The sequence below is a fragment of the Pseudoalteromonas sp. A757 genome (assembly GCF_004103285.1).
Taxonomy (GTDB): Bacteria; Pseudomonadota; Gammaproteobacteria; order Enterobacterales; family Alteromonadaceae; genus Pseudoalteromonas; species Pseudoalteromonas galatheae.
Map to the genome: position 1 here is coordinate 54,257 of NZ_QNQN01000074.1, position 12,161 is coordinate 66,417.

The following is a 12,161-nucleotide window of genomic DNA, read 5'->3' on the forward strand; positions in this document are numbered from 1 at the left end:
TCAGTACAATTAGACTAAAATGCCAGTTTTAAACAAAGCTTGCACGCAAATCAATGAAAAAATGCCGGCTAATACATCATCTAGCATAATCCCAGAGCCACCGTGTAAGCGCTTATCGAGCCACTTTATCGGACCCGGTTTCAAAATATCGAAAAAACGGAACAAAATAAACCCAACGATTAGTGACTGCCAACTCAGTGCAGCCCCTATCATGGTGATATAAAAGCCCGCCACTTCATCCCAAACAATCGCGGGGTGGTCATGAACATTAACATCGTCCGCTGTTTTACCACACACCCAGATCCCAAATAACGTCATGGCAATAGCAATTAGACATTGCAGCCAAATCGCTGCACCTTGAGTTGCAAAGATAAATGGTAATCCAGCTAAAGTACCAAATGTACCTGGCGCTTTCCTTGCTAATCCTAAACCAAACCCGAGCGCAAAAAATTGATGCGGCTTCTTTAAATTAAATACACGTTGTTTAGCCAAACCTACTCCTAGCTAAAATGCTCAAAACCAAGCCCGGTGAGCTGGTAAGGTTGGCCTTTGTTGAGTAATTGAACCTCACCATTATTAGCCGTTATTTGACCAATACAAACAGGTTCAACGCCATATTGCTTTAACCTAGTTTCCACGGCATTTTTGTTATTATCATTGACAGTGAAGAGCAATTCATAGTCATCACCAAAACCGAGCGCCAATCGCATGCGTGCGTCTTCATCAAGGCTTGAACGCAGTGCATCTGACTGTGGAACTTTATCCGCATTTATCTTAGCCCCCACTAAAGAGCTACGTAAAATGTGCTTAAGATCCGCAAGTAGACCATCTGAGATATCAATTGCAGAGGTGGCGAGACCCCTAAGAACTTGACCCGCAGCAACACGTGGCGCTGGGTAATGAAACTTTTCCAGAGCCGCTTTGTCGTGTTTTGGCTCAAGTGTCCAACCTTGCTTGCGCGCTTCGATTGCAAGTCCTGCATCACCAAGTGGGCCAGTCACATAAATCCAATCACCTACTCGTGCTCCTGAACGCTTGAGCGCTTTACCGGTTGGTATAATACCTTTTGCACACACTGTGATGGTCAATGGACCTTGCGTTGTATCGCCACCTATCACCTGTACGTTATAGTACTCAGCGATTTCATGCATCCCCTCAGTAAAGGCTTCTAGCCACTCTATGTCAGCGCTGGGTAACGTTAAACCAAGCGACACCCAAGTAGGTTCAGCGCCCATTGCTGCTAAGTCGCTAAGATTTACCGCAATAACACGATGGCCAAGCGCCCGCGGTGGAATATCTTCAAAAAAGTGCACACCCGCAACTAGCGTATCGGTTGTTACTGCAAGTTGACTGCCAGCAGGAACTGAAACCAAGGCACAGTCATCACCTATTCCAAGTTCTACATCTCGGCGAATAATGCCACGGCCTTTAAAATAGTGATTGATTAGCTCAAATTCTTTCATACACAAAAAAGCCGGCCAAGGCCGGCTATTCCTATAGTAAAGCTTATTTGCGAATAAACTTAACCGCTTTGTCTAGTACACCATTGACGAACTTGTGACTCTCTTCAGCGCCAAACATTTTTGCCAACTCAATGCCTTCATTGATAGCCACTTTGTATGGCACATCTTCACGGAATTTAAGCTCATAAGCACTAACACGTAATACGGCAAGCTCAACCATATCCAATTCTTCGAGTGGACGAGCTAAATGCGGACGAATTGCTTCGTCTAGCTGCTTTTGGTTAACAACAACACCACGTGCTAAGTCTTTGAAGTATTCTACATCGACTTTCGTTACGTCGTTTTCGATCAGCATTTGCTGTTCGATATCGGCAATTGGGTTACCACTTAGCTGCCAAGAATAAATAGCTTGTAAAGCAAGTACACGTGCTTTGCGTCTAGCTGCTGGTTTCACTGAGATTCCTCTTAAATTTGCTCTAGCACGTTCACCATTTCTAGAGCTCCAAGGGCGGCTTCTCCCCCTTTGTTGCCCATTTTAGTGCCCGCGCGCTCGATAGCTTGCTCAATGCTTTCAGTAGTAAGTACACCAAAAGCAACAGGGATGTCATAATCTAATGAAACGCTAGCTAAGCCTTTGTTAGACTCGTTAGCAACTAAATCGAAGTGTGGCGTACCACCACGAATAATCACGCCTAGCGCAATAATCGCATCGTGCTCTTTTTTCATCGCAACGCGTTTTGCTGCCAGTGGTAGTTCAACCGCTCCCGGTACATATACAACCGTGATGTCTTCATCGCTAACACCACCGGTACGTTTTAATTCATCTACAGCGCCTTCAAGTAGGCTGCTACCGATAAAATCGTTAAAACGTGAAATGACAATGGCAAATTTTTTGCCAGGAGCGTATTTATTACCTTCGATTACTTTCATTAGATGTTCCTAATCTGTATGAGCAATTGCCAAATTGAGGCGCATGATAGCACAGTAATATGGCAATCGCCTACTATCTGAATATAGGCGATTGCGATCAATTTAGCATTTTGGGATTATTTTGGTTCGACGTATTCAACCACTTCTAAGTGGAAACCAGACAGTGCATGATATTTTTTAGGTAGACTCATTAGGCGCATTTTCTGAATGCCTAAATCAGCCAAAATTTGCGACCCCACACCTACGGTGCGCGAAGTACCTTGGAATTTACGGTAGTTCACCTGTTCACCCGCATCTTCCGCAGCAAATGCCTTAACCAGCGCTTCCATTTCTTCGCTGCGTTCTTGTTTACCAAGAATGACTAATACGCCTTCGTTGTCGGCGATGTGCTTCATGGCACTTTGCAGTGTCCAGCTTCTATCCGCACTACGATCTGAATGAAGAATGTCGTTAAACGTGCTTTGCAAATGCACACGGACTAAATTGGCTTCTTCCGATTTGATCTCGCCCTTCACCATCGCATAGTGCAGTTGATTATCAATGGTGTCTTTGTACGTCACCAGGTTAAACTCACCAAACTCGGTAGGAAGTTTACACTCTGCTACCTTTTCGATGGTGGTTTCGTTTAAGTTACGATATTCAATCAAATCAGCAATGGTGCCGATTTTAATATCGTGCTCTTTTGCGAATACTTCTAGTTGTGGGCGACGTGCCATAGTGCCATCTGGATTTAGAATTTCAACAATCACAGATGCAGGCTCCAATCCCGCCAAACGCGCTAAATCACATCCAGCTTCAGTATGGCCTGCACGCGTTAAAACGCCGCCTGGTTGCGCCATGATTGGGAAGATATGACCAGGTTGTACAATATCATCAGGTACTGCACCTTTGGCAACTGCAGCTTGCACTGTACGAGCGCGATCTGCCGCTGAAATTCCCGTCGTTACGCCTTTCGCGGCTTCAATAGACAAAGTAAAGTTGGTAGAGAACTGAGCGCCATTGGTTTTCACCATTAGTGGCAAGTTCAGCTGCTCACAGCGCTCCTGTGTCATGGTCAAACAGATTAACCCGCGACCATATGTTGCCATGAAATTAATTGCATCTGGTGTAATGTGCTCTGCTGCAATGATCAGATCACCTTCATTTTCTCGGTCTTCATCGTCCATCAAAATAACCATTTTACCGGCTTTAATGTCCGCGATGATTTCCTCAGCACTATTTAAACTCATAGTTTTCCCATTTTTACTTTGTCTGTGGCTACTTTATAAAGCCAGCTTTCGCCAATAGACTGGTTGTGAGAGTGGACTCGCTGGCAGCGCTTGGCTCACCCTGAATTAGTCTTTCGAGGTAGCGGGCGATTTGATCAACCTCTAAGTTTAGTTTTGACCCGACTTGAAAACCTGCAATCGTCGTTTCTTGCGCCGTGTGTGGCACTATGGTCAATTTAAAGCGGTTTTGTTCCACGGCATTGACCGTCAAACTGATGCCATCAATGGCAACCGAACCTTTATACGGAATATACTTCATTAGCGATGATGGCGCAGTCAACCAATAGTCAGTCGCTCTGGCATTAGCGGTTATCTCTACCACTTCAGCGATGCCATCCACATGGCCTGACACCAAATGACCGCCAAGGCGTGAAATCGGCTGCAGTGCCTTTTCAAGATTTACCTTTTGGCCTTGTTGGTACTCGGCAAAACGCGTCAAACTTAAGGTTTCGTTAGAAACATCGGCTTTGAAGCCATCATGAAACTTCTCAGTTACGGTCAGGCAAACCCCGTTCGTGGCAATACTATCACCCAAGTTTACATCGCTCATATCAAGAGATGTCGTGGTCACACGAACAATTAAATCGCCGCCCTTGAGCTGCAATTGAGTTAATGTTCCTGTTGCTTCGATAATACCTGTAAACATTTTACTTCTCTTTAGTCGCGATAAGTTTGAGATCAGGCCCCACTTGGCAAACGTCGCCAAACACTAACTCTGGTATTTGCGACATGGCACTCAATGGTGTGGTGTTAAACAGCCCTTTTCCAGCGCCAATTATTTTCGGTGCCAAATAGATGATATATTCATCAATTAGCCCTTGTTCATGCATTACTCCCGCAAGAGTGGCACCGGCCTCAAGCCAAACATAATTACAGTGCTTTTCAGCCAGCTTGTTGAGCACGGCTTTTAGGTCGAGCTTACCGTTGATTTCAGGCACGACAATTTGCTCTACGAAATGAGGCCATTGCACTGAATTATCAATAGTACGGCGGAAAATAATCACTGGAGATGCAATTGTAAATAGCGCAAGATCTGGTGTCAGACGATTTTGTGAGTCAATAATCGCACGTATCGGCTGGCGTAGCTCAGATTGAGGATAATCGGTGTCTTGCAAAAATTCTTCACGAACATTGAGTCTGGCGTTGTCTACCATAACCGTATCGGCTCCGGTCAAGACCACGCAACTTTGCGCGCGGTAGCGCTGTACGTCTAAGCGCGCTGCAGCTGAGGTTATCCACTTACTCTGGCCATTGTTTAATGCGGTTTTCCCATCAACAGAAGCGGCAAGTTTACAGGTCACGAACGGCACTCCATACTCCATTCGTTTCAAAAAACCATTATTTAGTGCCCTAGCTTGTAGCTCTAGCAAACCATAGGCTGTTGTAATGCCCGCGGCTTCTAACATTGCCAATCCACGCCCTGCAACCTGTGGGTTGGGATCAACCATAGCTGCAACCACTCTGCTGACGCCTGCGTCAATCAGACCTTTTGCACACGGCGGCGTTCTACCATAGTGACTACATGGCTCAAGCGTTACATAGGCTGTTGCACCAGCGGCTTTAGCTCCAGCTTGCTTAAGCGCATGTACTTCAGCATGGCCTTCACCTGCTTTTAAGTGTGCGCCTTCGCCGACAATTTCACCGTCTTTTACGATCACACAGCCGACGTTTGGGTTTGGTGTTGTGGTGTATTTACCGCGCTTTGCAAGCGCGATGGCACGGCTCATGTAATCATGGTCTTGCGCTGTGAACTGGCTCAATCCCCCAACCTCGCAATTTCTTCACCAAACTCACGGATATCTTCGAAAGAGCGATATACCGAAGCAAATCGCACATAAGCCACTTTATCGAGCTTTTTGAGCGCTTCCATAATACATTCGCCAATCATGTCGCTTGGTACTTCGCGTTCACCAGTACCCCGAATTTGAGATTTAATTTGGTGCACTACTTCTTCTATTTGTTCTGTGCTGACGGGACGCTTTTCCAGCGCTCGGTGCATGCCATTGAGTAACTTATCTTCATTGAACGGCTCTCTAGTACCATCTTGCTTTATCACGCGCGGCATTAAGAGCTCTGCGCCCTCGAAGGTAGTAAAGCGTTCGTGGCATAAAATGCACTCACGACGGCGACGGACTTGGTGGCCGGAAGCAACCAAACGTGAATCTATCACTTTGGTATCTTTGGCTGTACAGAATGGACAATGCATAGACGCTCTCGTTGACTCAAAAACAAAAAAGGCCGCTTGAATGCGGCCTTAATCATAACAAAAAACTGCTTTTTTGTGAGCGAAATTATGCGTAAACAGGTAATTTAGCGCAAATTGCTTTTACTTTTTCTTTCACTTGTGCCTGTACAGACTCATCGTTGATGTTGTCTAATACGTCACAGATCCAGCCAGCAAGCTCTTTCGACTCAGCTTCTTTAAAGCCACGGCGAGTGATCGCAGGAGAACCGATACGCAGACCAGAAGTAACGAACGGTGAGCGTGGGTCGTTTGGTACAGAGTTTTTGTTTACTGTGATGTTTGCACGGCCAAGCGCTGCATCCGCATCTTTACCTGTGATGTCTTTATCAATCAGGTCAAGTAGGAACAGATGGTTTTCAGTTTTGCCAGAAACCACTTTATAACCACGCTCCTGAAGTACCGCAACCATAGCTTGTGCATTTTTAACCACTTGCTCTTGGTATGACTTGAACTCTGGTTGTAGTGCTTCTTTGAACGCAACCGCTTTTGCAGCGATAACGTGACATAGAGGACCACCTTGGCCACCTGGGAATACCGCAGAGTTTAGCTTTTTGTAGATTTCTTCATCATCACAAGCAGAGATGATAAGACCACCACGAGGACCCGCTAGCGTTTTGTGCGTTGTTGTTGTTACAACGTGTGCATGAGGCACAGGGCTTGGGTAGATACCAGCGGCAACAAGACCTGCAACGTGCGCCATATCAACAAGTAGGTAAGCGCCTACTTTGTCAGCGATTTCGCGGAACTTAGCCCAGTCAACGATACCTGAGTATGCAGAGAAACCGCCGATGATCATTTTTGGCTTGTGCTCAAGTGCTAACGCTTCAACTTGCGCGTAATCGATTTCACCAGTTTCTTCGTTTAGACCGTACTGGATAGCATTGTACGTTTTACCAGAGAAGTTTACGTGTGAACCGTGCGTTAAGTGACCACCGTGAGCAAGGCTCATACCTAGTACAGTGTCATGTGGCTGAAGTAACGCTTGGAATACCGCCGCGTTTGCTTGTGAGCCAGCGTGAGGCTGAACGTTTGCGTAAGTCGAACCAAATAACGCATTGGCGCGGTCAATCGCAAGTTGCTCAACCACGTCAACGTGCTCACAACCGCCGTAGTAACGCTTACCTGGGTAACCTTCAGCATACTTGTTTGTTAGCTGAGAACCCTGCGCTTCAAGTACACGTGGGCTACAGTAGTTCTCAGAAGCGATAAGCTCGATGTGCTCTTCTTGACGTGAAGTTTCTGCTTCAATCGCTGCAAATAGTTCTGGGTCAAAATCTGCAATATTCATGTTACGTTCTAACATGGTTTCTCCTAGGTAAACGTAAGGGTATTTTTAAAGACAATCTAGCATCACAAGATAACCAGTTTGCCTATGAAATCAGCATGGGCATATTTAAGCAGGGATTGAATTTATTTCACACCCCTATCGCGATGATATTTTTTTATTTAAACATTAATATTTTAAATAAGACAACCTAAGTTGCATTTGAAAAGCTAATATAGTCTCGAAATTGACCTTATCTGAATGGGCATTCTACCCACCCAGACAAGCTCTCTGATTTAGTTGAGTTTTGCTAACATTGCTGCCTTCAAAGCATCATAATCCGCGCTAAGTGGCTCAGCTAAACATGGTTTTTGCAATGCATCGGCCAACGGTTTCGGCATATCAAGCTCCTGATTTAAAACACCTTCTACAGATTCTTTAAACTTCGCAGGATGTGCAGTGGCAAGGAAAATCCCGGTTTCATCCGCTTGAGAGTCCAGCGCTAATCCCTCGTAGGCTATCGCAGTGTGCGGCTCGGCCAAGTAACCTTTATCATGTAATTCTTGCATCACTGTTTGAGTGCGTGCTTCCGACACCGAACGTGAATAAAAGTCATGTTTGTTAAAATCCCCTCTTTCCAACATGATTTCAACTCGAGGCCAGTTATTAGGTTTACTCACGTCCATCGCATTAGAAAGTGACTCCAAAGTGTCGTTTGGTTGCCACTCACCCGAGGCGATGTAACGGGGCACTGTATCATTTTGGTTTGTCGTGGCACTTAACTTGGCAATAGGTAATCCAATCGCCGCTGCAATCATCGCTGCACAGACGTTACCGAAGTTACCACTTGGTACTGAAACATGTACTTTATCACGCTGAGACTTAGGTAATTGCGCTAGTGCTTCAAAGTAATAACACACTTGCGCTACTAAGCGGCTGATATTGATTGAGTTTGCCGAATTAAGACCAAGCTTTTGCTTTACCTCGTCATCAAGAAATGCTGACTTCACCATCGCTTGGCAGTCATCAAAGCTACCATCTACAGCATAACAATGAATGTTTTTCCCAAGTGTTGTAAACAGCTTTTGTTGAGCAAGGGAGATTTTGCCATGAGGATAAAGGATCACAACATCGACATTTTCTTTTTCATAAAATGCATGGGCAACGGCGGCGCCTGTATCACCACTTGTTGCCGTGAGGATAGTCACACGCTCACCTTGATTAAACATGCTAATGCATTCCGCCATAAAGCGGCCGCCAAAGTCTTTAAACGCTAATGTTGGACCATGAAACAACTCTAAGCAATGCTGATTCTTAGCAACTTCTACTAGCTTAGCCGGGAAATTAAAGGCGCGTTTTACCATCGCATCGAGCGTATCTTGTGGTAGTTCATCACCAATAAGGTGATGTAGTACCTTGGCACTACGCTCAGCAAAAGGTAATTCAAGTAATGCATCAACATCCGCAATACGCTCAAATGTAGGAGGAAAAAAGACCCCTTGGTTACGGCCTAAACCAATTTTTACCGCTTCTACAAATGAAACAACCTGATGTTCGTCTTTTAAATTCACTAATTTCATTACTTTTGATCCTTTAATTCTCTTGTGCCTTGCGCATCTAATCGGCAAATATGGCTAAAACCCGCTTCATTAATGTAATTTTGTTGCAACCACTGCTGCACTGCATTTGCCTGTTGCTCAGACTTACAAATGCTAAATAGCGTAGGCCCAGCCCCTGAAATGCTCACCAGCTCGGCACCGAGGGCTGGTAGCGCGTCTTTAGCTTCGTTAAAGCCGGCAATGAGTGGTGCTCTCGCTTCCTCGGCAATACTGTCTTTCATCATCGACAGTGCTTTGTCAAATTGACCTGACTGCATCAATAAGCAAAAGCCCGACAGTCGCTGGGCAAATTCCACCGTATCATGCAAAGAAAACTGCTGTGGTAGTGCTTGTCTTGCTTTCGCTGTATTCAACGCAAAGCCAGGGTATGCAATAACATAAAACCAGCTTTCATTATGCGCAACGCTGATTGCTTTACTTGGAATGCAGTCTGCTGTCAGTTGTAGCCCACCAAGGTAGCAGGGCGTGATGTTGTCGTAGTGACGACCACCACTGACCTTAGCTTCAAAGTCGGCCATCAACTCAATAAGCGCCTCTTGGCTTAATTGTGTATTAGCAAAATCATTGAGTGCAGCAAAAGCGGCAACCACAGAGCAAGCACTTGAACCTAGACCTGAACCAACAGGGAGCCCTTTATACAAGGTCATGGCAACCGCAGGCATGTTGGGTGCCACATGCTGTTTAAAGTGCTGTAAGCACTGAAACGCCAAATTATCTTTAGGATCGGCGGAGAGCTTTTCAGCGTATGGACCAATACAATTGAACGTATCACGCTCTGCGGCTTCAACGCTGACCTGATCACCCAGTAAACTGCCATCAATAGGCTGGAGTGCGGCGCCAAGGGCATCAAAGCCAACACAAAAATTGCCCATAGACGCTGGTGCATAAAATGTTTTCATAACTCCTACCTCGACAGCGTTTTTAGGATATCAGCAAATACGCCTGCAGAGGTTACCTCTGCGCCCGCGCCATAACCTCTGATCACAAAAGGCTTTGGTTGATAATATTGGCTTAAAATAGCCAGTGCGTTTTCACCATCGCGAATATCGTACAGAGCGTGCTCTTTATCTACCGCTTCAATGCCAACGCGGCATTTACCGTCTACGATTGAACCGACATAACGTAGCACTTGGCCTTGTGCGTTTGCCGCAGCAATACGTGCTGCGAACGCGTCGTCTAATTGCGGTAATTGCGCCATAAATTCATCAACATTGGCGCCCTCTGCAAACCCTTCAGGCAACACAGATTCAACTTCAATATCACTGAGTTCCAACGGCAGCCCCGATTCACGGGCTATGATAAGCAGCTTACGCGCGACATCCGTACCAGATAAGTCATCACGCGGATCTGGCTCTGTAAAACCGCTTTGTTTGGCTTTCTCTGTCGCTTCGGATAGCGATAAACCGTCCGACAATACGCCAAAGATATACGATAGCGAGCCAGATAAAATGCCACTGAATGAAAGCAGTTCATCTCCTGCGCCAAACAGCAGTTTAAGGTTGTCTAATACAGGGAGTCCGGCGCCAACGTTAGTTTCGTATAGAAAGTGACGGCGCTTAGCTAGTGCAGCTTGCTGCAGTGATTGATAATACTCATAGCTGCCAGTGTTAGCTTTTTTGTTAGCCGCAACGACATGAAAGCCCGCATTAAGAAAATCTAAATAGCCATCGGCAACGAACTGAGCTGCACTACAATCGACAATCACAGGGTTAATTAAATGATTTTGTCTCACAAACTGGCTAACCTGTTGTAAATCAAAGCCAGACTCCGCTTTCTCAAGCGCCAGCTCCCAGTTATCAAACGGTACGCCGTCTGGGTCTAAGTAACACTTACTTGAGTTTGCAATGCCATAAAGATTCAAGCGTATATTGCGTTTTTCAAGCCATGCTTGCTGCTTATGAAACTGCTTCATTAATTCTTGACCCACTAGACCGCAGCCAATTAAGAAAACATCGATGGACGGTACGTGCGTGAAGAAGTTCTCGTGGCACACTTTTACTGCATCTTGGCAAAGTTCACCGTCAACCACCGCCGAAATAGAACTCTCCGTTGAGTCCTGCGCGATGGCAACGATATTCACCTGAGCTTGTGCAAGTGAAGCAAAGAATTTGGCCGCAAGACCTTTGTGCGCTTTCATGTTGTCGCCGACCAAAGTCACGATAGCAAGGTTGCGTTGCACTTCAATTGGGTCGATCAAGCCGGCTTGCGTTTCAAGCTCAAATGCCTGCTCAAGCGCTGCCAGCGCGAGTGTTAAGTCTTGCTCATGAACACAGAAACTGATGCTGAATTCACAAGACGATTGCGTAATAAGGACGATAGATACGTTATCTGCTGCCAGTGCGGAAAATACCCGGGCAGCCATACCAACCTTGCCTTTCATTCCAGGCCCTGCCACGGTCAACATAGCCAGTTTATCAAGGCTCGAAAGCGCTTTTACTGGAGCCTCGCCACCGCCTTGAGCACAAATCAGTGAACCTGGTACTTCTGGGTCATGAGTATTTTTAATTTCACACGGCACATCGGCTTTGGCGCAAGGTAAAATGGTTTTTGGGTGCAGCACTTTAGCGCCAAAATAAGATAGCTCCATGGCTTCTTTATAAGATAACACGTCGACCTTAGTCGCTTTCTTTATCAGGCGAGGATCTGCACTGTAGACACCATCGACGTCAGTCCAGATTTGGCAGATTTCGGCTTCAAGACACGCAGCAGCGACAGCCGCTGAGTAGTCAGAACCATTACGGCCCAGTGTTGTTAGCTCACCCGCTTCATTGCTTCCAGTAAAGCCCGCCATGATATAAAAACGTGACGCTTGGGCACGCACCAACTCTGCAAAACATAATTTACTTAGCTTAAGATCAACTTCAGCATCAAGATACCCGCCCTGCGTTTTTACACAAGCGTCGGCACTGAGCGCCACTGAATCTGATTGCAGCATTGTGTCCATCAGCGCAACGCTAATGCGTTCACCAAAGCTAATAACATAGGCTCTTGCTTGATCTGGGCAATGCCCCAATAACTTAGCCCCATCTAGTTTATTCTTAAGTAATTCAAAGTCAGGCCAGCCTACAACACCACCATACACCGCTTGCACTTCATCGTACAAGCCTTGGCTACGGGATATAAATGACTGCCATTGGGAGTCAAACGCTTCTCCTCGCCCAGCCAAATCAGCAAGCTCAACGAGCTGATCTGTCATGCCACCTGGAGCCGACAGCACGATAAGCGCTTGCTGCTGACCATGATTTTTAACTAGCTCTCTGACTCTTTGTAAACAGGCAAAATCTTTGAGGGAAGACCCTCCAAACTTTAGTACTCTCATCATTTTTCCTCATTCCAAAAACAAAAAAGGCCTGTGTTCGTAGTGAACACAGG

The 12,161-nt window shown here is 46.0% G+C and carries 12 protein-coding genes; all 12 read right to left on the reverse strand.

Going from position 1 to position 12,161, the window contains the following annotated elements; all coding sequences use genetic code 11:
- Positions 1 to 9: 9 nt before the first annotated feature.
- A complete protein-coding gene (locus tag DRB05_RS19780) occupies positions 10 to 492 on the reverse strand; it encodes a phosphatidylglycerophosphatase A (RefSeq protein ID WP_128728444.1) in 483 nt (160 codons plus the stop codon).
- An 8-nt stretch (positions 493 to 500) separates the two neighbouring features.
- Entirely contained in the window at positions 501 to 1,463 is a 963-nt protein-coding gene (gene thiL / locus DRB05_RS19785) for a thiamine-phosphate kinase (RefSeq protein ID WP_128728445.1), read from the reverse strand.
- Positions 1,464 to 1,506: 43 nt separating this feature from the next.
- Positions 1,507 to 1,917 carry a transcription antitermination factor NusB gene (gene nusB / locus DRB05_RS19790; protein WP_010372094.1) on the reverse strand — a complete coding sequence of 137 codons (411 nt, stop codon included), beginning with the start codon at positions 1,915 to 1,917 and terminating at the stop codon, positions 1,507 to 1,509.
- Between the two features lie 11 nt (positions 1,918 to 1,928).
- On the reverse strand, positions 1,929 to 2,393 hold the full coding sequence (gene ribE, locus DRB05_RS19795) for a 6,7-dimethyl-8-ribityllumazine synthase (protein WP_010372096.1): 465 nt from the start codon (positions 2,391 to 2,393) through the stop codon (positions 1,929 to 1,931).
- A gap of 116 nt (positions 2,394 to 2,509) precedes the next feature.
- Positions 2,510 to 3,622, reverse strand: a complete 1,113-nt coding sequence (ribBA, locus tag DRB05_RS19800) for a bifunctional 3,4-dihydroxy-2-butanone-4-phosphate synthase/GTP cyclohydrolase II (RefSeq protein ID WP_128728446.1) — start codon at positions 3,620 to 3,622, stop codon at positions 2,510 to 2,512.
- A gap of 28 nt (positions 3,623 to 3,650) precedes the next feature.
- Entirely contained in the window at positions 3,651 to 4,307 is a 657-nt protein-coding gene (locus tag DRB05_RS19805) for a riboflavin synthase (RefSeq protein ID WP_128728447.1), read from the reverse strand.
- A 1-nt stretch (position 4,308) separates the two neighbouring features.
- Positions 4,309 to 5,421, reverse strand: a complete 1,113-nt coding sequence (ribD, locus tag DRB05_RS19810; RefSeq protein ID WP_128728448.1) for a bifunctional diaminohydroxyphosphoribosylaminopyrimidine deaminase/5-amino-6-(5-phosphoribosylamino)uracil reductase RibD — start codon at positions 5,419 to 5,421, stop codon at positions 4,309 to 4,311.
- Positions 5,418 to 5,867, reverse strand: coding sequence for a transcriptional regulator NrdR (gene nrdR, locus DRB05_RS19815; protein WP_010372109.1), 450 nt, complete (start codon positions 5,865 to 5,867; stop codon positions 5,418 to 5,420). The genes ribD and nrdR overlap by 4 nt, the downstream gene beginning before the upstream one ends.
- An 85-nt stretch (positions 5,868 to 5,952) precedes the next feature.
- Complete coding sequence (gene glyA, locus DRB05_RS19820; RefSeq protein ID WP_010372111.1) at positions 5,953 to 7,209, reverse strand: serine hydroxymethyltransferase; 1,257 nt, start codon at positions 7,207 to 7,209, stop codon at positions 5,953 to 5,955.
- Between the two features lie 257 nt (positions 7,210 to 7,466).
- A complete protein-coding gene (gene thrC, locus DRB05_RS19825; protein ID WP_128728449.1) occupies positions 7,467 to 8,750 on the reverse strand; it encodes a threonine synthase in 1,284 nt (427 codons plus the stop codon).
- Positions 8,750 to 9,688 carry a homoserine kinase gene (gene thrB / locus DRB05_RS19830; RefSeq protein WP_128728450.1) on the reverse strand — a complete coding sequence of 313 codons (939 nt, stop codon included), beginning with the start codon at positions 9,686 to 9,688 and terminating at the stop codon, positions 8,750 to 8,752. The genes thrC and thrB overlap by 1 nt, the downstream gene beginning before the upstream one ends.
- A gap of 5 nt (positions 9,689 to 9,693) precedes the next feature.
- The gene (gene thrA, locus DRB05_RS19835; RefSeq protein ID WP_128728906.1) at positions 9,694 to 12,108 is read right to left on the reverse strand and encodes a bifunctional aspartate kinase/homoserine dehydrogenase I; all 2,415 of its coding nucleotides are present in this window, start codon (positions 12,106 to 12,108) and stop codon (positions 9,694 to 9,696) included.
- Between the last annotated feature and the right edge of the window lie 53 nt (positions 12,109 to 12,161).